Origin of the sequence: Vibrio sp. CB1-14, assembly GCF_040412085.2 — a bacterium.
In the GTDB taxonomy this organism is placed as follows: domain Bacteria; phylum Pseudomonadota; class Gammaproteobacteria; order Enterobacterales; family Vibrionaceae; genus Vibrio; species Vibrio chaetopteri.
The window spans coordinates 3,398,651-3,419,929 of the sequence record NZ_CP115920.1 but is presented as its reverse complement, the minus strand read 5'-3'; the positions used below and the strand labels follow the sequence as shown (position 1 = coordinate 3,419,929).

Below are 21,279 nucleotides of genomic sequence, written 5' to 3'. Positions count from 1 at the left end.
CCTTCTCTCGAGCATAGAAAAACCGCTGCCTTGGCAGCGGTTTTTGTTTGTCCGCAGTAAAGTGACGGACACATAGAAACAAAAAAGCCGGCTCAATGGAGCCGGCTTTTGGTAATCGGTTCGATTACTTAGCTTTTGCTGCTGCCGCTGCTTTAGCGATTGCTGCGAAGCTCTTAGCGTCTAGAGATGCGCCACCAACTAGAGCACCGTCGATGTCTGGCTGTGAGAAGTAAGCTTCTGCGTTCTCTGGCTTAACAGAACCACCGTACTGGATGATTACTTGCTCAGCTACTGCTTCGTCTTTTGCTGCGATTAGAGCACGGATAGAAGCGTGGATACGCTGTGCGTCGTCTGCAGTTGCTGCTTTACCAGTACCGATAGCCCAGATTGGCTCGTATGCGATAATTGCGTCGTTTAGTGCTTCAACACCGTAAGCGTCGATCACTGCGTTGATTTGGCGTGCACATACTGCTTCAGTTTCGCCAGCTTCGTTTTGAGCTTCAGATTCACCGATACAGAAAACTGGCTTCAGGCCGTTCTCTTTTAGGAATGCGAATTTCTTAGCGATGAACTCGTCTGATTCGTTGTGGTATTCACGACGCTCAGAGTGACCGATGATGATGTGAGTTGCACCAAAATCTTTCAGCATTTCTGGAGACATGTCGCCAGTGAAAGCACCGCTGTTGTTTAGGTCAGTGTTTTGTGCACCAAGGATGATCTTGTTGCCGCCTTCTGCGATAACACGCTCAGCTAGGTCGATGTAAAGTGCTGGTGGAGCTACCGCCACGTCTACACCAGTTACGCCTTCAAGTTCAGCGTTTAGACCAGTTAACAGCTCAGTTACCATTGCTTTGCTGCCGTTGAGTTTCCAGTTACCCATAACTACAGGTTGACGCATGAGATTTTCTCCAAAATCAGTGTTTGTAATAAACGAATGTAAAAAATAAACGTGATTACGAAAGAATATAACAGATTAATTCACGTAGATCATGATTGGGGTCATTTCTTTATCGCTTTGGTATCTTATCCTAACAATTGCCCCATTTAGAGAGCTCAGAATGGCGTGCCCAAGTGATCCAGTAAACAGAATAATAGAATACTTCTCGGCATTTTACTCGCGGCTTGCTATACCTTGTCAGCTATTGGCCAAAAAAAGGAAGTCGTATGCCGAATCTGGTTTTAGAATATTCGAATACAGCCGACGAAAGGTTGAATGTACAAGGGCTACTGGAAGATCTGCACCGTGTAACACTCAACTGTGGGCTGTTTGATGCTGACTCGGTGAAGTCTCGTTCACTGCGCAGTCATAACTGGTTGATTGGCGAGTACGGGGATAGCGAAGATTTTGTGCACATCAGCTTTGAGCTGCTGTCTGGACGAACGGACGAGCAAAAGCGCGAGTTGTCGCGTAAGCTGATGGAAGTACTTAGAGAGCAGGCGAGCCATATTAAGAGCTTGACGGTGAATATCCGCGATATGGACAAAGCCTGCTTTCAAAAGGTTACCAATTAATATGAGAGTGATTTGATGTCGTTAAAGTCGTTACTGTTTTCTTTTAATGGCCGCATTGGTCGTAAGACGTTCTGGATGTGGAATGTCTGTTATTACCTAGCCATTATGGTGTGTGCGCAGGGGTTGAACTATCTATTCCCAAACGTGGTGCACTTATTACTGCCGGTACTCTTGGTGGTACTGCTGATACCTGACTTGGCGATTACTGCTAAACGTTGGCACGACCGCAACAAATCAAGCTGGTGGCTGCTATTAAATGTGCCGCTCGTGTTTGGACGCATGAGTTTGCCAACGCTGGATCCGGCAACGGCTGCTCAGCCTTCACTGGTTCAAAGTGTGATTTCATTGGCTGCGTTGGCCTGTGGCGCTTGGATCTTGGTGGAGTGTGGTTTCTTGAAAGGCACTGACGGTCAAAATCAATACGGTGATGAGCCTCAGCAATAAGCGGCTCAAAATGGCGAAAGGGAAGCATTGGCTTCCCTTTTTTGTGCCCCATGTCTACATGACAGAAGGTGTATCAATCGTTCAGCGCCACTTTTGCCCACGCTCAAAAGGAACGATGTCTGCACTGCATTGAGATGTTTGCGAGTCTCCTTGTAGCGCATCGGCAAATTTGACGATTTGTTTATGTAGCTCTTCTCTCAAGAGCACATTGGCATGTATCGGGTTTTTGGCGCGTTGTAGTACCCGTTCAATGTGAGACTGTTGGGCGTGCAGTCTTGGCTGCATATCACTGGAGCAACCAGCAATGAACTGCTCACACAACTGATGTCGAAGCTGGCTAAGCTGCTCTGGGTTGTCTTTGGCCATTGCTGCCAGCTCTTCAAATGAAGGGAGTGAGATCGACTCTGCCATGTCTGCATTCCTCTGCTAACTAACGGTACTGCCTAACCCGATCCTGAGTTGGTTTGTATAGTTAGCCTAGGAGCTAATGACAGAAGACAAAATAAAAAGCTTTCAATGTCTCAGTAGTGAGACAGCTTATTCGCCTTTTGTTTGGAAGGTGTAGACGCAGCGTCTTTCACCTTTGACGATATGTTCATCGCGCTTAACAGCAACATCTTCACCAACAAGTGATTGAAACACATTAAGTTCTGACTGGCATAACGCTTCACATCGAGTGGCGGCGATACAGATGGGGCAGTGATTCTCAATCAATCGGTAGCCATCACCGGCTTCCTCACACTCTGCCATGTAGCCATCTTTTTCTCTTAGCTCAGCTAATTTGGTGACCTTGCTGTGCAAATCCGTCAGCGTTTCAAAGTGTTGGCGATAGGTCGCAAGTGTGTTTTGTTCGCGTTCTTTAGCCACTTTGTCCAATCCTTCGGAGCCGAATACGGTTTCAATGGCATCGATAAACTGAATGGTGAGATCGCTGTGACGATCGGAGAAACGAGCATGCCCTTTGGCTGTGAGTGACCAATGCCTATTTGGGCGGCCGACTTTGACTTTGACATCTTCAAACTTTAAGAAGCCTTCTTCTTCAAGGCTTTGTAGGTGTTGTCTCGCGCCCATGGTGGTAATGCCTAAACGTTCCGCAATACGTTTGGCAGTGACAGCGCCTTCGCGTTTTATGATGTCTATGATGTGGTCGGTGGCTTTCATCAGTGAATCCGTTCGTTTGTTCAGCCTGAGGTAAAGATAGTCGGGGTATTATGGCGGATAAGGTTAATAAAGCAAATGATTTACAATCTTGAGGTTGGCATTCCAGCAGTATCGACTTGCATAGATATAAAAAAAGCGCTGATAACCATCAGCGCCTTTGACAAAGTTTTATTGACTTATAGGATGATGTCGCGGATTTCCGGATCCTTACGCTCTAGATAGTGCGTAGACTTGATGCGACGAATCGTGCGGCAACGTCCACGGATCAGCAAGGTCTCAGTCGTTGCGATGTTGCCTTGACGAGTGATGCCTTCAAGTAGGTCACCTTTGGTAATGCCGGTCGCTGAGAAGACGACGTTGTCGCTACGAGCCATATCTTCCATACGCAGTACGATGTTTGCTTCAACACCCATTTCAGCGCAGCGAGCTAGCTCTTCTTCACCTGCGGCACGGTTTTCTTCAGTATCGCCTTTAACAACGTGGCGTGGCAGTAGTCGGCCATTCATGTCGCCGTCTAGTGCGCGGATAACCGCAGCAGAGACTACGCCCTCTGGCGCGCCACCAATACAGTACATGACATCCACTTCGCTATCTGGCATACAAGTAAGGATAGAAGCGGCAACATCACCATCTGGCACAGCGAAAACGCGAACACCCATCGCTTGCATCTCGGCAATGACGGCGTCGTGGCGTGGCTTAGCAAGCGTTGTCACTACTAGCGTATCTAAGGTTTTACCTAGTGCAGCTGCGATATTTTTTAGGTTTTCAGTCAGTGGTTTATTAAGGTCAATCACGCCTTTCGCGCCAGGCCCTACCACGAGTTTTTCCATGTACATGTCTGGCGCTTTCAAGAAGCTGCCTTTTTCACCAGCGGCAAGCACTGCAAGGGCATTGGATTGACCCATCGCCGTCATGCGAGTTCCTTCGATAGGATCAACAGCGATGTCGACAGCATCACCGCCAATACCCACTTGTTCACCGATGTACAGCATAGGTGCGTCATCGATTTCACCCTCACCAATAACGATTTCGCCTTCGATATCGGTCTTGTTCAGTAGGCTGCGCATGACCTCCACCGCTGCACCATCGGCAGCATTTTTGTCGCCTCGGCCTAGCCACTTATAGCCTGCTAGGGCGGCACCTTCGGTAACTCGTGAAAAAGCCATTGCTAAATCGCGCTTCATACTGACTCCAATCTAATGAAAATTGACAAATGATTTACGGCGCGAATTCTAGCATATCAAAAGGGAAACGTTTGCCTTTTTCTCTGTTCGGACGCGATCTTGTCGCTAAAATCTTGAATGATTGAGCATCGTGACAAACAAAACTTTGCTCTGTTGTGCTTGGTAGGTAAAGCTTGGGTGAGTTTGCGGCGCTTTTTTGACCGAATAGTGAAAAATCTGCAATATAGAGCGTGTCTATCTTCTCTAGGCTGAGTAGAATGGGGCACTATAGGATGAAGCATTTTCATTTCACAGGATTAAACAAGGGTAGGCCGAGATGTCTTTTGAAGTACTGGAACAACTAGAAGCAAAAATTCAAACTGCAGTGGACACAATCGCTCTTCTTCAGATGGAAGTTGAGGAATTGAAAGAAGAGAAAGCACAACTTGCATCGCAAGCTGAAGAACTACGCAGCAGCCGTGAAGAACTTGAGCAAAAGTCTGAGCAGATGCAACGTGAGCACAGCCAATGGCAAGAGCGCATTCGCAACCTACTAGGTAAAATGGACGAAGTAGAGTAATTGTCTACTTAGCCAATATGCATGACTGAAAAGCACTCAAATTGAGTGCTTTTTTTGTGTCCGTTGGTCTAACCAGTGAATCTCACAATCTATTAACTTTTCGTGTACTAGTTCAAGACGTATACTAAGTCTAACTAGGGAAAGGAAAAGTTAGAATGAAAACACGTGACAAAATCGTCTACGCCGCCCTCGACTTGTTCAATTCAGATGGCGAGCGCAACGTGACAACCAACCATATTGCGGCGCACATTGAGATCAGCCCAGGCAATCTCTACTATCATTTCCGAAACAAACAAGAGATCGTTCGTGAGATTTTTGCCCTCTATTCGCAAGAGCTTATTGAGCGCTTCACTCCGGTACAAGGTCAGCAAGAGAGCTTAGCGCTACTAAAGCACTACCTAGATTCCATTTTCACGCTGATGTGGAAGTACCGTTTCTTCTACGCTAACTTGCCGGAAATTCTTCAGCGCGACCCCAAATTGCACGAAGAGTACATTGATGTACAAGAACGCCTACAAGGTAATCTTATTAACATCTTACGTGCTTTTGTTGAGTTGGAGTTACTGACGCTAAATGAGAAAGAGCTGAAGTCTTTAGTCACGACATTACACATGATGGCAGTCGGTTGGCTAAGCTATCAGTCGGCAATGTCACCACGCACCAAGATTACGGAAGAAGTGATCCAACAAGGCATGCTGCAGATGATTCATGTGGTGAAACCACTGGCGACCTCAAGAGGCAAAGAGCAACTGACGTTACTCGAAGATGGCGTGCGTATGATGGGCTCGACTACGAGTTAAACTCGCTAACGGCATGATATATAGCCAATTCGTATTGTTACAAACCCTACTTTATTAGTAGGGTTTGTGGTTTCAGGGACGATGAAAGGATGAGTGTGACTGTGCACTATGACGTATTTAATGGCGATGCCGATGGCATATTAGCCCTACTGCAATTGCGTTTAGCGCAGCCTAAAACCGCGATACTCATCTCCGGTATCAAGCGTGATATCGCCTTACTTCAGCGTGTGCCCGTTGAGCAGGCAAGCTCGGTGACTGTGCTGGATATCTCCATGGATAAGAACCAAGCCGCGCTCAATGAGCTTTTGGATCATCATGTTGCTATTACCTATATCGATCACCACAAAGCCTCTGCTATTCCTGATAGCCCTCATCTTGAGGCCCATATTGACCTCGATGCTAACACTTGTACTGCGCTGATTGTTGACCAGCAGTTACAAGGGCAGTTCAGGCTCTGGGCAATCGTGGCCGCGTATGGTGACAATATGCTCGCAAGCGCTGAGAGCTTGGCGTCTGATTTAGGACTTAGCCGCGAGCAGCGCGAAGCACTGAAAGAGTTGGGCACCTTGGTCAATTACAATGGCTATGGTGAGAGCTTAGAAGATTTGCATTTTGACCCGATGGATCTGTATCAGAAGCTTTTGGCTTACCATGATCCTTTTGATTGTTTAAGTGATCCAAACTCGCCTTATCATGAGCTAAAAGCCGCTTTCGATCAGGATGAAAAAGCACTGAGTGTGGCGCAAACTCGTCATGAGTCCGCGCGACTTAAAGTGGTATTACTTCCGGATAGCGCTGCTGCGAGGCGAATGTCGGGTACTTGGATCAATCGGCTTGCTAATGAATCCCCTAATCAAGCGCATGTTTCTTTGGTGCCTAGAACGGATACGAGTGGTGAAGCTTGTTATACCGTCTCGGTTAGAGCACCGCTGAACAATAAGCAAGGGGCGGGCGAAATATGTAGTCAGTTTGCAACCGGTGGCGGACGAGAAGCGGCAGGCGGAATCAACGGCCTGCCAGAGAGCAAGCTTACAAGGCTTATTGAAGTGACAGAAGCGCGCTACTCATAATGATGAGTAGCGGCCTGCGATTAGCGTTTTAACCAGCTCTTAGGGTTTTGTACTTTACTGTTGCGGCGGATCTCGAAGTAGAGAGATGAGGTGTCTTGACCTCCAGTGTCTCCAGCCAGGGCAATGGTTTCGCCTGCCGCGACTTTATCGCCTTCTTTTTTCAGTAGGGTTTGGTTGTAGCCGTATAGGGTCATGTCGCCTTTGCCATGGTCAAGTAACACGACTAACCCGTAGCCACGCAGATAATCGGCAAACACCACAGTGCCGGAATAAACGGATTTCACCGATGTGCCATAGTTAGCAGCAATGACCATCCCTTTCCAATTAACTTGTCCTGTTTGCTTGGTGCCGAAGTTGTGCAGCACTTTGCCTTTGATCGGCCACGGTAAACGTCCTTTCTGGCGACCAAGGCCATCCATCGGTACTTGATTGAGCTTGGCGGCTTTGGCGGCTTTGGCGATTTCGGCTTTAAGGCGAGTTTCATTGCGCTGTAGTTCGGCGAGATAGTTCTTATCGCTGGAAATACTACGACGGATTTTCGAAACGGTACTTTGTCGACTGGTGCGATTTTTCGCCAGCGCATCGCGTTTCGCTTTTTGCTGCTCAAGTAACTGGGCGATTTGATTGCGCTCAAGCTCTAGGGCTCGCTCGCTTTCGGCCAGTTTTAGTTCGGTGTCTGCAAGCTCTTCTAAAGTTTGTGCACGCGCTTTAGCCAGGTACTGATAATACTGGCTAATGCGGTCTTGATCTGGGTCGGTGCTCAGTACGCCAGAAGCGGAGTTATTCTGCTTGGTGACGTAATAGGTTTGTACGAGTTGAGCCAGGATCTCTTGCTGCTGCTTTTTCTGCTTGGTCAGCGCTTCCACTTGTTTATGGAAGCCATCGAGATTTTTGTTGGCTTGAGCGAGCGCTTGCGTCGTGGCTTTTATCTGTTTCTCGGCATTCGAAATGCCGATCTCTTGCTCACGCAGCGACTTTTGCAGGTTATCGAGCTCTTTTTGTTGCGTGAAGAGCGACTTTTGTTGCCGGCTAATTTCACTTTTAACGCCAGTGAGTTCATTTTGGTTGGCAAAACTATGTGCGCTTGGCAGCGCCAGCCCTAAACACATCATCAGTGCCGACAAGCGGGGTAGGGCTGACGAATGAGAGTTAAAAAGCTTAAATTTGTTTGGTTTCATCCTAATTCCACTAAACGCAGCGACAGAGTTTGCTCTATATACTGGAACATAGTAACTATAACTGATTGATAGTTCACTACGACAGACCAAAATGTGTGCCTTCAAAGCGATGTTGCCATTATATCCATACATGACACCTTTCAGGCAAAAAAAGCGCAAAATAAAAAAGGTACAAACAAAAACGCCGATGCACAGGCACCGGCGTTTGAATCATCTCAGCAAGAGTGATTACTTAACAAGAATGTCACCAGACATCTCTGCTGGAATTTTCATGTCAGTCATTGCTAGCATCGTTGGAGCAAGGTCAGACAGTTTACCGCCTTCTTTGAACTCAACCGCTTTGTCACCTACGTAGATTAGAGGTACTGGTAGGTTAGTGTGAGCAGTGTGCGTACCGCCAGTCACTGGGTCTACCATCATCTCTGCGTTACCGTGGTCAGCCGTGATCAGCATTTGACCGCCAACTTCTTTAATAGCGTCTACTACTTGGCCAACGCTTGCATCTAGAGCTTCGATAGCTTGCTCAGCTGCTTCGTAAACACCCGTGTGACCAACCATGTCTGCGTTTGGATAGTTACAGATGATAGTGTCGTACTTACCAGACTTGATAGCCGCAACCATCTTTTCAGTGAGCTCTTCTGAGCTCATTTCTGGTTGTAGGTCGTAAGTCGCAACTTTTGGTGAAGCAACAAGTTGGCGCTCTTCGCCGTCAAATTCGCTCTCAACACCACCGTTGAAGAAGAAAGTCACGTGTGCGTATTTCTCTGTTTCAGAGATACGTAGCTGAGTTTTGCCTTCTTTAGATAGCCACTCACCGTATGTGTTCTCTAGAGACGCAGGTGGGAAAGCGATAGATAGTGGGATGTCAGCTGCGTATTGCGTTAGCATTACGAAGTCGATCGCTGGGAATACTGCGCGCTCAAAGCCATCAAACTCAGGCACGAAAGTACGAGTGATTTGACGTGCACGGTCAGCACGGTAGTTCATGAAGATAACTGCGTCGCCATCTTGGATCGCTGCATCTTCTTGACCTTCTGCTTTGATAGCCGTTGCTTTAACGAACTCATCGTTCTCTTCACGAGCGTAAGCCGCTTCAAGGCCAGCCACTGCAGTGTCGAAAGTGAACTCTGCTTTACCTTGAGTCAGTAGATCGTAAGCGACTTGTACGCGATCCCAGTTGTTATCACGATCCATTGCGTAGTAACGGCCAACAAGAGACGCTACGCGACCTTTACCAAGCTCAGCGAATAGTTCTTCGAAACGCTTTAGTGAACCTTCAGCGCTGCGTGGTGGCGTGTCACGGCCGTCTAGGAAGCAGTGTAGGTAGATTTTCTCAGCGCCACGTTCTGCAGCCATTTTAACTGCTGCGTAGATGTGGTCTTCGTGAGAGTGAACGCCACCTGGAGACATAAGACCCATTAGGTGAACCGCTTTACCCGCTGCTACTGCTTTATCGATAGCAGCAACCAGCGCTTCGTTCTGAGTGAACTCACCGTCAGCGATTGATTTAGTGATGCGAGTTAGGTCTTGATAAACAACACGACCAGCGCCGATGTTAGTGTGACCTACTTCTGAATTACCCATTTGACCGTCTGGCAGACCTACGTCCATACCAGAAGCCGAAATAAGAGTACGTGGGTTGTTTGCCCACAAGCTATCCATTACTGGAGTTTTTGCGTTGTTGATTGCGTTGCTTGCGTTGTCTTCACGGTAACCCCAACCGTCAAGAATCACTAGAGCCATTGGCTTCTTAGCTGACATAGTTATAACCTCATCAAATCGATAGTAACTTTACAGAAAACAAATTAGCGTAATTTTACTACACTTTTTACCCATAACTGTAGTGGCAGATCAAATAATGTTTGTGATTACCGTTGCTGGGTTACAGTTTTATCTAGCTGATTCGTCTGTTTGTTCTCTGCGTGAGGTAATCATAGACGCTATTTTCGTCAGGTACCTCGGCTTTATTTCTATTAATACGCCGAGTTTGGTCGCTTTGACTAATCGGTTTTTTCTATCTCTGTGATAGCGTTTAGCGTGTTGGCGTGAAGCAAGGCAAGGAGAAGGATCCCAATTCTCTGTTCGAAACATTTTCCCCTCTCGCCACGGCGAGGCTAAGCCGCTATACTCCTCGACTGATTTAATGTTCAACTATCTAAGAGCACAAGTGATGCAAGAGTATTTAGAATTTTTCCAACAGAACATGATCATGGCGCTAGTGTGGGTTGCACTATTTGTTGCTCTGATCGCTAACATCTTTAAATCAGCGAACGCAGCCTATAAAGAAGTGACTGCAGCACAAGTGACACACATGATGAACCGTGAGAACGGCATCGTGGTGGATATTCGTTCAAAAGACGAATTCAAGCGTGGTCATATTACTGACGCACTTCACGTTTTACCTTCTGATATTAAAGACGGTTCTTTCGGTAGCCTTGAAAACCACAAATCAGACCCAATCATTGTGGTATGTAAGACTGGTCAAACGGCGCAAGAGAGCGCGAACTTGCTTGCAAAAGCAGGGTTTGAAAAAGTGTACTTGCTGAAAAATGGCCTAGCGGCTTGGAGCGAAGCAAACCTTCCGCTGATCAAAGGCAAAAAGTAATACAGAATTTTGAGTAATTTCGCGGCAGTTATGACTAAGGGATGTGATAAATGCCACGGAATTCACGGCTCGCCTAGTCATCAAACATCGGCTCGGCTAGTCTGCATGAAAACTCATTAACGTTTTGACAAATTTAGACGTATTTAAGGAAATCATCATGGCTGAAGCAGCTCCACAAGAAGCACAACAAAACTTCACAATCCAACGCATCTTTCTAAAAGACGTATCATTTGAGGCGCCAAACTCGCCAGATATGTTCCAGAAAGACTGGAACCCAGATGTTAAGCTAGATCTTGACACTCAAAGCCGTGAACTAGGCCAAGGCGTATACGAAGTTGTTCTTCGCCTGACAGTGACAGTGAAAAACGCAGAAGAAACTGCATTCCTATGTGAAGTTCAGCAAGGTGGTATCTTCACTGCTGAGCAAATGGAAGCTGGTCAACTTGCACACTGCCTAGGTGCATTCTGCCCGAACATTCTATTCCCGTACGCTCGCGAAACTATCTCAAGCCTAACGATGAAAGGTACGTTCCCACAACTGAACCTTGCGCCAGTTAACTTTGACGCATTGTTCATGAACTACCTACAGCAGCAAGCTCAGCAAGAAGGTCAAGCGGAAGCTTAATCTCACTTGCAGAGTAACTCTGCGAGAAAGAGTGGATGTTTTTGAAAATGCACAGCGCATCGCGATGTGCATTTTTTATTGGCATACAGCAACTTATACCCAAGTCGTCTTGAGTGGCTACACTGTTAGGGTCACTTGGGTATAACAACGAAACGCAATCATACCGACAAATTGGGTGGTGTTATGAATAACGCATATGGAAAAGAAATCGCAATGACTGTATTGGGCGCAGGCTCTTACGGCACGTCTTTGGCGATTTCGCTTGCGAGAAATGGCGCGAATGTGGTGATTTGGGGACACGAACCAGAGCACATGGCGAAGCTAGAAGCGGATCGTGCTAACCACGAGTTCCTACCGGGCATTGATTTTCCTGAGTCTCTGATTGTTGAATCCGACCTCAACAAAGCCGTACAAGCGAGCCGTGATTTGCTGGTCGTGGTACCAAGCCACGTATTTGGTATCGTTTTAAACAGTGTCAAACCACACTTGCGAGATGACAGCCGCATTTGCTGGGCAACCAAAGGGTTAGAACCTGAAACGGGTCGCCTGCTTAAAGATGTCGCTCACGACATCATTGGTGAAGAGTACCCGCTAGCGGTATTGTCGGGTCCAACGTTTGCTAAAGAGCTAGCGGCTGGCCTACCAACGGCGATCGCCGTTGCCTCGCCTGATGCGCAGTTTGTCGCGGATCTACAAGAGAAAATCCACTGCAGTAAGACCTTCCGCGTGTATGCCAACGATGACTTTACTGGTATGCAGCTTGGTGGGGCCGTGAAGAATGTTATCGCCATTGGCGCTGGTATGTCTGATGGCATCGGCTTTGGTGCCAATGCTCGTACAGCTTTGATCACTCGTGGTCTTGCGGAAATGACTCGTCTTGGCGCTGCTCTGGGTGCGAAGCAAGATACCTTTATGGGCATGGCAGGGTTGGGTGATTTGGTACTGACCTGTACTGATAACCAATCGCGCAACCGCCGTTTTGGCCTTGCTTTGGGTGAAGGTAAAGACGTTGATACTGCACAAATTGAAATCGGTCAGGTGGTTGAGGGCTATCGCAACACCAAAGAGGTGTGGCTACTGTCACAACGCATGGGCGTAGAAATGCCAATTGTTGACCAAATCTATCAAGTATTGTATCAAGGGAAGGATGCGCGTTTAGCCGCGCAAGACCTCCTTGCAAGGGACAAGAAAGCCGAGCAACAATAATCGCTCGACGGATAATTGACTATCCATCGTAGGATCAAAAATGAAACACTGTGAAAAACAAAATGTTTGGGAGTGCATTGTCAGAGAAGCCCGAGAGCAGGCCGAACAAGAGCCGATGCTGGCAAGCTTCTATCATGCCACCATTATTAACCACGAAAGCTTTGGTGCAGCGCTGAGCTATATCCTAGCCAATAAGCTAAAGACGGCCTCTATGCCTGCTATGGCAGTGCGTGAAGTGGTGGAGCAAGCGTTTAACGCTGACCCTACCATTACCGATGCGGCGGCGTGTGACATTTGTGCCACGGTGAATCGAGATCCTGCGGTCTCTCTGTATTCAATGCCATTACTGTACTTGAAGGGCTATCATGCTCTGCAAGGGTATCGTGTCGCCAACTGGCTGTGGTCGCAAGGCCGTAACGCATTGGCAACGTACCTTCAAAACCAAATTTCAGTCGCGTGTCAGGTGGACATCCACCCGGCGGCTCGTATCGGAAAAGGTATCATGCTCGACCATGCGACAGGCATCGTTATTGGTGAGACGGCTGTGGTGGAGAACGATGTCTCTATCCTTCAGAACGTAACACTGGGCGGTACCGGTAAAGAGTGCGGTGACCGACATCCTAAGATCCGTGAAGGGGTCATGATTGGCGCTGGAGCTAAGATCCTCGGTAACATTGAAGTGGGTAAAGGGGCTAAAATTGGTTCTTGCTCAGTAGTGCTTCAGCCAGTACCACCGCATACTACGGCTGCGGGCGTTCCTGCGAAGATCGTAGGCAAGCCGAAAACCGATATGCCATCGCTGGATATGGATCAGCAATTTAATGGTAAGTCACAGACCTTTATGGGTGGTGATGGTATCTAGCGCTTACTCGGTTAAATAAGCGTACAGCGAATACTAAAAAGCCAAGGCAGTGCCTTGGCTTTTCTTTTTCGTCTATCTTGTCGTCATGGGAAGGTGCTTGCGCCTGACCGAAAGCGCATACAGGTAGGCGAGGACGCCGCCAATAACATTACCCAGAGCCACGCCAATAAACATCCCTTCGATGCCAAACCACAGGCTTCCCAATGCCGCAGCAGGCAGAGTAAACACAAACAGCCTCATCGCGCTCCAGATAAAGGCTTTACTAGGCTCATGCAGTGCATTCATACCGCTGCCTAACATCATAATAATGCCTTGAAAACCATAGCTAAATGGCACCACGAGCAGATAGTGCCATAGGATGTCGCGAACCGCTTGTTCCTGTGAGAACAGGGCTGAGATAGGAATGCTGAGCGGCACCATCATCACAAAGACCAGCATTTGAAACAGCAGCGAAAAACGCATGCTGAGGAATAGGCCAGCAAAGCTGCGTTCTGGCTGCTTGGCACCGAAGTTTTGCGACATAAATGGCGTTAAAGCTGAGCTTAAAGAAATCAACACTAAGATCAAAATCGACTCCACACGCTGCGCTGCACCATAAGCTGCCACGGCGGCGGTACCGTGTACTGAGAGCATCTTCATTAAGATCGCCCCTGAGATAGGCGACATTGCGGTAGAGAGCCCTGAAGGTGTGCCGATACGTAGGATAGCAATCCAATCTTGCCATAGCTGAGAAGGTTTGAGCTGACCAAGCAGCTTTTCTCGTTTGGTCAGGACGTACAATGAGCCAGTTAGAGCCCCAAGCCACGCAATGCCGCTCGCAATGGCTGCGCCTTGAATGCCAAGCTCAGGAAACGGTCCAATACCGAAGATAAGCAACGGGTCGAGCAGACCATTAATAAAGCCTGAAAGCATCATTATTTTTGCGGGTGTTTTGGTGTCGCCTGTTGCGCGAATGGCACTGTTGCCCGCCATAGGGATCACCAAAAGAGGCACGGTAAAGTACCAAATCACCATGTATTCGCGGATCAGTGGAATGATGTCATCACTGGCGCCCAGTAGCTTAAACAGGGGCTCTATGGTGTACAAACCCAATGTTGAAGCCAGCACAACCAAAACCACGGCAAGCAATAGGCCGTGTGTGGAGAAACGCGCTGCGTGCTGAGTATTCCCTTGGCCGAGTAAGCGACCAATATTGGTCGACAATCCCATGCCAATACCCATGGTGATGCAGTTAACACCAAAGGTTACTGGAAAGGTGAAACTGATGGCCGCGAGCGCCTCAGTACCAAGTAACGAAATAAAGAAGGTATCGACAAGATTGAATGCCAGTATCGCCACCATGCCAAAGACCATAGGCACGGTCATATTTCTAAGCACAGTAGATATCGGCGCGGACAGCAGGCCGTGTTTGTCTTGCATGGCATTCTAAGCTTGGTTAACAGGAGGCTAGAATACAGTAATTAACCAGTTGGCGCGACAACCGACTCTCAGTAGCTTAGGTTTCGCGTGCCAATCTTAAATTTCGTTATTTTTGTCACAATTTTTTGGCAATTAGCCCTTGGGATCGTCAGAAATGCCCCCAACATATTCAACACAAGGCCTTGAAGGCAACCCTATAAGCTAAATGGAAAATAATCAGGAGAATCGACCGATGAATATCCGTCCTCTACACGACCGAGTTATCGTTGAGCGCCAAGAAGTTGAATCTAAATCTGCTGGTGGCATCGTTTTAACTGGTTCTGCGGCAGAAAAATCAACACGTGGTAAAGTTCTGGCTGTGGGCAAAGGCCGCATCCTAGAAAACGGCACTGTACAGCCGCTAGATGTGAAAGTAGGTGATACGGTGATCTTTGCTGAAGGCTACGGCACTAAGACAGAAAAGATCGACGGTAAAGAAGTTCTGATCATGTCTGAAAATGACATCATGGCTATCGTTGAATAATTAAGTAGACGTTGAGTAATTTTTTACTCTAAACAAGCTATCCACTGAATTTAGATAAGGAATAAACAATGGCTGCTAAAGACGTTAAGTTTGGTAATGACGCACGAGTTAAAATGCTAGAAGGTGTAAATGTTCTAGCGGATGCAGTAAAAGTAACACTAGGTCCTAAAGGCCGTAATGTAGTTCTAGACAAATCTTTCGGTGCACCAACTATCACTAAAGATGGTGTATCTGTAGCGCGCGAAATCGAGCTTGAAGACAAGTTCCAAAACATGGGCGCACAAATGGTTAAAGAAGTAGCATCTCAAGCGAACGATGCTGCTGGTGACGGTACTACGACAGCGACTGTACTGGCCCAATCTATTATTTCTGAAGGCCTAAAAGCGGTTGCTGCTGGCATGAACCCAATGGATCTTAAGCGCGGCATCGACAAAGCAGTTGCTGCTGCGGTTGAAGAGCTAAAAGCGCTGTCTGTTCCTTGTGAAGACACTAAGGCAATTGCTCAGGTTGGTACTATCTCTGCAAACTCTGACTCTACTGTTGGTAACATCATTGCTGAAGCAATGGAGAAAGTTGGTCGTGATGGTGTTATCACTGTTGAAGAAGGTCAGGCTCTACAAGACGAGCTAGACGTAGTAGAAGGTATGCAATTCGATCGCGGTTACCTATCTCCTTACTTCATCAACAACCAGGAAGCTGGTAGCGTTGATCTAGAGAGCCCGTTCATTCTGCTTATCGACAAAAAAGTGTCGAACATCCGTGAGCTTCTACCAACTCTAGAAGCAGTAGCTAAAGCATCTCGTCCACTGCTTATCATTGCAGAAGATGTAGAAGGCGAAGCGCTAGCAACTCTTGTTGTGAACAACATGCGCGGTATCGTGAAAGTAGCAGCTGTTAAAGCTCCTGGTTTCGGTGACCGTCGTAAGTCTATGCTTCAAGATATCGCTATCCTAACAGGTGGTACGGTAATCTCTGAAGAAATCGGTCTAGACCTTGAAAAAGTAACGCTAGAAGACCTAGGTCAGGCTAAGCGTGTAACCATCACTAAAGAAAACTCAACTATCATCGATGGTGCGGGTGAAGAAGCGATGATTCAAGGCCGTGTTGCTCAAATTCGTCAGCAAATCGAAGAAGCGACGTCTGACTACGATAAAGAGAAACTTCAAGAGCGCGTAGCTAAGCTAGCTGGCGGTGTTGCGGTCATCAAAGTTGGCGCAGCAACTGAAGTTGAGATGAAAGAGAAGAAAGACCGCGTTGAAGATGCACTACACGCAACTCGCGCAGCGGTTGAAGAAGGCGTAGTTGCCGGTGGTGGTGTTGCCCTTATCCGCGCTGCTTCTAAAGTTGCTGGCCTTGAAGGTGACAACGAAGAGCAAACTGTTGGTATCCGCGTTGCACTTCGCGCAATGGAAGCGCCAATTCGTCAAATCACAGCAAACGCAGGCGACGAAGAGTCTGTCGTTGCAAATAACGTGAAAGCAGGCGAAGGCAGCTACGGCTACAACGCTGCAACAGGTGAGTACGGCGATATGATCGCAATGGGTATCCTAGATCCTACTAAAGTAACTCGCTCTGCACTTCAGTTCGCGGCATCAGTTGCTGGTCTAATGATCACAACAGAAGCGATGGTGACTGACGCACCTCAGAAAGACGCTCCAGCAATGCCTGATATGGGCGGCATGGGCGGTATGCCAGGTATGATGTAATCCATCAGAGGATTCTGACAAAGCCGAAGGGAAACCTTCGGCTTTTTTGTACCTGTTTCATAATTAACCAATATTCTGTGAGAGTGTTGCAGAATATGACAAAACTCTGACAAAGCCTATAGTCAGCGTCACTAGCATCACCTACACTTATCAGTTGATAACAAAAAAAGTCAGTGGAGACTATTATGAAAAAGGCAGTAGCAGTATTAGCAGTGGCAGCAGCAATGGCATCACCATTGGCGCTAGCAGAAAGCACGCCAGTGATGTTCTCATCACTAAACGGTTTCAACGCACCGGATGCAAACGCAGTCGGTGGCGTACGTCTAGCAGTTCTTCACGGCCAAGTGAACGAAGTAAAAGGTGTGGATTTCTCTGTACTAGGTATGTCTGAAACTCAGCGTACAACGGGTGTGAACTTCGGTCTGTTCTTTGGTGCTTCTAAAGTAACTCAAGAAATGAAAGGTGCTTCTCTAGGTATCTTCAACTGGAACACAGGTAAAACGACGGGTGTGAACCTTGCAGCGGTGAACGTGACTAACGATGTGAAAGGTCTCAACTGGAGTGCGGTGAACTACTCTGAAGGCTACACAATGGCAGACATTGGTATTGCGAGCTTCTCAAACAAGTCTAACTTCCAGTTTGGTCTTTTCAACAAGACAAACAACATCGATGGCGTACAGATTGGTCTTATCAACTGTGCTGACAACGGTTTCTTTAAGTGCTTCCCTATCATCAACTTTGCGAAGTAATGAGCACTCTGATTTAAAGAGTAGAAATGCGACAAAGCCCTGCTAAGCAGTAATGCCGATCAGTTAACAACTAAATGATCGGTTGAACGATCCATTCAAAGTGTCAAAATCCGAGTGTATTCAATGCACTCGGATTTTTTTTATGTTTTAAGACAGGCTCTTAACCAAGTTCATCAATTCTCTGCAGAGCAACTTTCGGGTTTATCTGATCTGCTTTCTCCAGAACTCATTTCCCAGTGTTTGGAAGATACAGGAATTACGACTATTCGCAGACGAAGGTTACCAATGGAAATGATGGTTTGGAGTGTTGTTGGGATGTCTCTGTATCGCCATTTGTCCATGGAGAAGGTCGTCTCGAAGCTGGATATTCTTCTCCCAGGTAAGAAGCCATTTGTTGCTCCGAGTGCAGTAATTCAGGCAAGACAAAGGCTGGGCTCCGATGTCATGAAATCCGTCTTTACTCAAACGCAGAAACTATGGAATGACAAAACGCCCCACCCAGACTGGCATGGTTTAACACTTCATGCGGTCGACGGTGTAGTCTGGCGAACCCCTGATACTAAAGACAATGATGAGCGCTTCAGTCGAACTCGGAATCAAAAGTGCTCGTCCGAATACCCTCAGGTCCGAATGGTCTGCCATATGGAGCTGACAAGTCACCTTCTAAATAGTGCATCGTTCGACTCTACATCAAAGAGCGAAGTGGACTTAACTACGGAGCTCATTGAGCGCTCTCCCGACCATAGCCTAACTATCTTCGATAGAGGTTTTTACGCTCTAGGACTATTGCACCGTTGGCAGACAACAGGGTAGAGAGGCATTGGCTTATTCCAATGCGTAAAGGAGCTCAATACACAATGCTTCGCAAGTTAGGGCGTGGGCAAGAGTTGGTCGAATTAAAGCTATCCCCTCAAGCTAGGAAAAGTGGCACGATGCACCAGAAACACTGGAAGCTCGATTGATAACTAAGACTATTAAGGGTAAGGAGGTACGGTTGTTAACCTCGATGACTGACCCCTTGCGCTACCCAGGAAAAGACATCTCAGAGCTTTATGGACATCGATGGGAGATAGAGTTGGGTTATCGAGAGATGAAACAATATATGCTTCAAAACAACCTGACTCTAAGAAGCAAAAAGCCCGAACTAATAGAACAAGAACTGTGGGGGATGCTGTTGGCCTATAACTTACTTCGGTTCTTAATGTGCCAAATGGCCTACGACCAAAACAAGGTAATGCCTTACCAGATAGGCTTTAAACAAGCTTCGTTGTTCTTAATAGGACAGTTACAACTCCTTCCTGCCGTCGCACCTGGAAGAATCCCGGAGGTGATGAACTATATCCTAGATATGGCTGAGAGTTTTACGTTGCCAGAAAGGCGAGATAGGAGCTATCCAAGAGCGGTAAAAAGAAGGCCCAGTCGCTATGCGACTAGGCCTTCTAAAAGGTGTTAGCTTCTTAACTTACAAGCATTACTGCTAAGCAGGGCTTTTTATTTGCGCGTTCGGTTGCGGTTTTGCATGGTTTGGTGCACACCACGTCGCAAGCTCTTAAAGCTGCTTTCAATCTTGTCCACGCCAAGGAGTACCGTTAGCGCTAAAACCGTTAAGATCACCGATTCTTTGTGATGCCCCAGCCCTATCATCATGCCGAGACCGGCCAACACCCAGATCACCGCAGCTGACGTCACCCCATGGATCTTGCCATCTTGAGTCATCATCACCCCTGCACCCAAAAAGCCAACACCAGTAATGATTTGCCCGAGTACTCGCGCTTGATCTAGCGTGTTAGGGGATAGTGATACCGCCATGGACATAAACAGGTAAGTACCTGATACGATTAAGATAGCGGTGCGAATACCTACCGGCTTACCACGAGTCTGTCGTTCAAGACCAACCAGGGCGCCGTTGAGGACACAGGCCCCCAACGCTTGCCATGAGAACGGCCCCATATCGAGTAGTTGTGTCAGTTCCACATTGCCTCCTAAAAAGCGCAGTATCTGACTAAAAGACCGCCTGATCGAACAAAATCATTTTGTCGAGACGGAAAAAATTACTCGAGATGCAGATCAAGCGGCGTTTTACTCGCCTTACCGCCTTCTTCTCGCGTGAGCTTAGGCACAAGGTAGCCCGACACGCGAGCAATCAAACCTTGGATGATCGTTTTCGCTTGTTCATCACTGATGTAGAAATGCGCTGCACCTTGTACCTTATCGAGTACATGCAGGTAATACGGCAGAATTCCTGCGCCAAACAGCGCGTGGCTGAGCTCGAACTGAGCATCCACGCTATCGTTGACTCCTTTAAGCAGTACGCCTTGGTTGAGAAGTGTCGTACCGCTAGCTTTAATACGCGCCATTGCTAGCTTGAGCTCATTATCTATCTCGTTGGCATGGTTGATATGAGTAACCAGCACAGTGTTAAGACGAGTGTTTGCGAGCAAGTGACAAAGCTGCTCAGTAATTCGCGCTGGTATCACGACCGGAAGGCGAGAATGAATGCGAAGTGTTTTGAGGTGTGGGATCTGTTCAGCACGTTCAATCAGCCAAGCAAGTTCACTATCTTTGGCCATCAATGGATCGCCGCCAGATAAGATGATCTCATCAATCTCAGGTTTATTTGCGATGTAGTCGAGAGCCAGTTGCCAGTTGCTTTTGCCACCTTTGTTCTCATCGTACGGAAAATGGCGGCGAAAGCAGTAGCGACAGTTCACCGCACAGCCACCTTTTACAATCATCAAAGCGCGATTGCGGTATTTGTGCAGAAGGCCTGGTACAGCACTATCTTGTTCTTCGAGTGGGTCGGTTGAATAGCCATCATGGATTTCAAACTCCTGGCTAAGAGGCAGTACCTGTCTTAGCAAAGGATCGTACGGGTTGCCTTTTTCCATGCGATCGACAAAGCTTTGAGGAACGCGCATGGGAAACAAGCGTCTTGCTTTGAGTCCGTTTTCCCAAGGGGTCGCCTCAATTTCTAACTGCTCAAGCAGTTTGTAAGGGTCTGAGATCGCATTCGATAGCTGTTTGAGCCAGTTTTGCTCAACAGAAACAAGATTTCGGGTTATGATAGGCGACATTAAATTTAACTCGAAGAACACTAAGAGGATACAATGGCTACTGTTAGCACCAATGAATTTAAAGGCGGTCTTAAACTAATGCTGGACAACGAGCCTTGCGTAATTCTAGAAAACGAATACGTGAAGCCAGGTAAAGGTCAAGCGTTCAACCGCGTTAAAATTCGTAAGCTACTGTCTGGTAAAGTTCTAGAGAAAACCTTCAAGTCTGGCGAAACTGTTGAAGTTGCTGACGTGATGGACATCGACCTAGACTACCTATATACAGATGGTGAATTCTACCACTTTATGAACAGCGAAACATTCGAACAAATCGCTGCGGACGTTAAAGCGGTTGGCGACAACGCGAAATGGTTGGTAGAAAACAACACTTGTATGATTACTCTTTGGAATGGTAACCCAATTACTGTGACTCCGCCTAACTTTGTTGAGCTGGAAGTAACAGAAACGGATCCAGGTCTGAAAGGTGATACACAAGGTACTGGTGGTAAGCCTGCAACACTAACAACTGGCGCTGTGGTACGTGTACCACTATTTATCCAGATTGGTGAAGTGATCAAAGTTGATACTCGTACTGCGGAATACGTAGGTCGCGTTAAGTAATC

The 21,279-nt window shown here is 47.3% G+C and carries 22 protein-coding genes and 1 pseudogene; 14 read left to right on the top strand and 9 right to left on the bottom strand.

What is annotated here, in order from left to right; translation table 11 throughout:
• Positions 1-124: 124 nt before the first annotated feature.
• The gene (gene tpiA, locus PG915_RS15765; RefSeq protein ID WP_353497307.1) at positions 125-898 is read right to left on the bottom strand and encodes a triose-phosphate isomerase; all 774 of its coding nucleotides are present in this window, start codon (positions 896-898) and stop codon (positions 125-127) included.
• A gap of 266 nt (positions 899-1,164) precedes the next feature.
• Here tpiA and PG915_RS15760 point away from each other — a divergent pair, with 266 nt between their 5' ends.
• Both PG915_RS15760 and PG915_RS15755 read left to right on the top strand, forming a co-directional pair.
• Positions 1,165-1,512 carry a 5-carboxymethyl-2-hydroxymuconate Delta-isomerase gene (locus tag PG915_RS15760; protein ID WP_042502220.1) on the top strand — a complete coding sequence of 116 codons (348 nt, stop codon included), beginning with the start codon at positions 1,165-1,167 and terminating at the stop codon, positions 1,510-1,512.
• 15 nt (positions 1,513-1,527) lie between these two features.
• Positions 1,528-1,956 (top strand): DUF805 domain-containing protein, encoded by a 429-nt coding sequence (locus PG915_RS15755; protein ID WP_353497306.1) that lies wholly within the window; start codon positions 1,528-1,530, stop codon positions 1,954-1,956.
• Positions 1,957-2,037: 81 nt separating this feature from the next.
• Here the strand turns inward: PG915_RS15755 and PG915_RS15750 are convergent, their stop codons facing one another.
• From PG915_RS15750 to glpX, 3 genes are all read right to left on the bottom strand, one after another.
• On the bottom strand, positions 2,038-2,367 hold the full coding sequence (locus PG915_RS15750; RefSeq protein ID WP_353497305.1) for a DUF3135 domain-containing protein: 330 nt from the start codon (positions 2,365-2,367) through the stop codon (positions 2,038-2,040).
• Between the two features lie 126 nt (positions 2,368-2,493).
• Positions 2,494-3,117 carry a helix-turn-helix transcriptional regulator gene (locus PG915_RS15745; RefSeq protein WP_353497304.1) on the bottom strand — a complete coding sequence of 208 codons (624 nt, stop codon included), beginning with the start codon at positions 3,115-3,117 and terminating at the stop codon, positions 2,494-2,496.
• Between the two features lie 176 nt (positions 3,118-3,293).
• On the bottom strand, positions 3,294-4,301 hold the full coding sequence (gene glpX, locus PG915_RS15740; RefSeq protein ID WP_353497303.1) for a class II fructose-bisphosphatase: 1,008 nt from the start codon (positions 4,299-4,301) through the stop codon (positions 3,294-3,296).
• Positions 4,302-4,617: 316 nt separating this feature from the next.
• Here glpX and zapB point away from each other — a divergent pair, with 316 nt between their 5' ends.
• The 3 genes from zapB to PG915_RS15725 all read left to right on the top strand — a co-directional run bounded on the left by zapB (position 4,618) and on the right by PG915_RS15725 (position 6,730).
• Complete coding sequence (zapB, locus tag PG915_RS15735; protein ID WP_042502227.1) at positions 4,618-4,860, top strand: cell division protein ZapB; 243 nt, start codon at positions 4,618-4,620, stop codon at positions 4,858-4,860.
• A gap of 155 nt (positions 4,861-5,015) precedes the next feature.
• Positions 5,016-5,660 carry a TetR/AcrR family transcriptional regulator gene (locus tag PG915_RS15730; protein WP_353497302.1) on the top strand — a complete coding sequence of 215 codons (645 nt, stop codon included), beginning with the start codon at positions 5,016-5,018 and terminating at the stop codon, positions 5,658-5,660.
• A 101-nt stretch (positions 5,661-5,761) separates the two neighbouring features.
• The gene (locus tag PG915_RS15725) at positions 5,762-6,730 is read left to right on the top strand and encodes a DHH family phosphoesterase (protein ID WP_353498744.1); all 969 of its coding nucleotides are present in this window, start codon (positions 5,762-5,764) and stop codon (positions 6,728-6,730) included.
• A 20-nt stretch (positions 6,731-6,750) separates the two neighbouring features.
• On the opposite strand, the gene PG915_RS15720 is transcribed toward PG915_RS15725, so the two are convergent.
• Together PG915_RS15720 and gpmM are read right to left on the bottom strand one after the other, a co-directional pair.
• Positions 6,751-7,908 carry a murein hydrolase activator EnvC family protein gene (locus PG915_RS15720; protein WP_418641789.1) on the bottom strand — a complete coding sequence of 386 codons (1,158 nt, stop codon included), beginning with the start codon at positions 7,906-7,908 and terminating at the stop codon, positions 6,751-6,753.
• 228 nt (positions 7,909-8,136) lie between these two features.
• The gene (gene gpmM, locus PG915_RS15715) at positions 8,137-9,669 is read right to left on the bottom strand and encodes a 2,3-bisphosphoglycerate-independent phosphoglycerate mutase (protein ID WP_353497301.1); all 1,533 of its coding nucleotides are present in this window, start codon (positions 9,667-9,669) and stop codon (positions 8,137-8,139) included.
• Positions 9,670-10,078: 409 nt separating this feature from the next.
• On the opposite strand from gpmM, the gene PG915_RS15710 reads away from it, so the two are divergent.
• The 4 genes from PG915_RS15710 to cysE all read left to right on the top strand — a co-directional run bounded on the left by PG915_RS15710 (position 10,079) and on the right by cysE (position 13,206).
• Positions 10,079-10,513, top strand: coding sequence for a rhodanese-like domain-containing protein (locus PG915_RS15710; RefSeq protein WP_353497300.1), 435 nt, complete (start codon positions 10,079-10,081; stop codon positions 10,511-10,513).
• Between the two features lie 157 nt (positions 10,514-10,670).
• Complete coding sequence (secB, locus tag PG915_RS15705; RefSeq protein ID WP_353497299.1) at positions 10,671-11,138, top strand: protein-export chaperone SecB; 468 nt, start codon at positions 10,671-10,673, stop codon at positions 11,136-11,138.
• A 183-nt stretch (positions 11,139-11,321) separates the two neighbouring features.
• Positions 11,322-12,344 (top strand): NAD(P)H-dependent glycerol-3-phosphate dehydrogenase, encoded by a 1,023-nt coding sequence (gpsA, locus tag PG915_RS15700; RefSeq protein ID WP_353497298.1) that lies wholly within the window; start codon positions 11,322-11,324, stop codon positions 12,342-12,344.
• A gap of 40 nt (positions 12,345-12,384) precedes the next feature.
• Positions 12,385-13,206 carry a serine O-acetyltransferase gene (cysE, locus tag PG915_RS15695; protein WP_112462392.1) on the top strand — a complete coding sequence of 274 codons (822 nt, stop codon included), beginning with the start codon at positions 12,385-12,387 and terminating at the stop codon, positions 13,204-13,206.
• 72 nt (positions 13,207-13,278) lie between these two features.
• Here the strand turns inward: cysE and PG915_RS15690 are convergent, their stop codons facing one another.
• Positions 13,279-14,625, bottom strand: coding sequence for an MATE family efflux transporter (locus PG915_RS15690; RefSeq protein ID WP_353497297.1), 1,347 nt, complete (start codon positions 14,623-14,625; stop codon positions 13,279-13,281).
• Between the two features lie 232 nt (positions 14,626-14,857).
• On the opposite strand from PG915_RS15690, the gene PG915_RS15685 reads away from it, so the two are divergent.
• From PG915_RS15685 to PG915_RS15670, 4 genes and pseudogenes are all read left to right on the top strand, one after another.
• Positions 14,858-15,148, top strand: coding sequence for a co-chaperone GroES (locus PG915_RS15685; RefSeq protein ID WP_117235998.1), 291 nt, complete (start codon positions 14,858-14,860; stop codon positions 15,146-15,148).
• A gap of 68 nt (positions 15,149-15,216) precedes the next feature.
• Positions 15,217-16,854 carry a chaperonin GroEL gene (gene groL / locus PG915_RS15680; protein ID WP_353497296.1) on the top strand — a complete coding sequence of 546 codons (1,638 nt, stop codon included), beginning with the start codon at positions 15,217-15,219 and terminating at the stop codon, positions 16,852-16,854.
• A gap of 185 nt (positions 16,855-17,039) precedes the next feature.
• Positions 17,040-17,603, top strand: a complete 564-nt coding sequence (locus PG915_RS15675; RefSeq protein WP_042502231.1) for a VC2662 family protein — start codon at positions 17,040-17,042, stop codon at positions 17,601-17,603.
• 123 nt (positions 17,604-17,726) lie between these two features.
• A pseudogene (locus tag PG915_RS15670) lies at positions 17,727-19,056 on the top strand (IS4 family transposase).
• A 38-nt stretch (positions 19,057-19,094) separates the two neighbouring features.
• On the opposite strand, the gene PG915_RS15665 reads toward PG915_RS15670, so the two are convergent.
• Both PG915_RS15665 and epmB read right to left on the bottom strand, forming a co-directional pair.
• Positions 19,095-19,553 carry an MgtC/SapB family protein gene (locus tag PG915_RS15665; RefSeq protein ID WP_353498742.1) on the bottom strand — a complete coding sequence of 153 codons (459 nt, stop codon included), beginning with the start codon at positions 19,551-19,553 and terminating at the stop codon, positions 19,095-19,097.
• Positions 19,554-19,654: 101 nt separating this feature from the next.
• Positions 19,655-20,677 (bottom strand): EF-P beta-lysylation protein EpmB, encoded by a 1,023-nt coding sequence (gene epmB / locus PG915_RS15660; RefSeq protein ID WP_353497295.1) that lies wholly within the window; start codon positions 20,675-20,677, stop codon positions 19,655-19,657.
• A gap of 33 nt (positions 20,678-20,710) precedes the next feature.
• Here epmB and efp point away from each other — a divergent pair, with 33 nt between their 5' ends.
• Complete coding sequence (efp, locus tag PG915_RS15655) at positions 20,711-21,277, top strand: elongation factor P (protein ID WP_042478865.1); 567 nt, start codon at positions 20,711-20,713, stop codon at positions 21,275-21,277.
• The last annotated feature ends 2 nt before the right edge of the window (positions 21,278-21,279 follow it).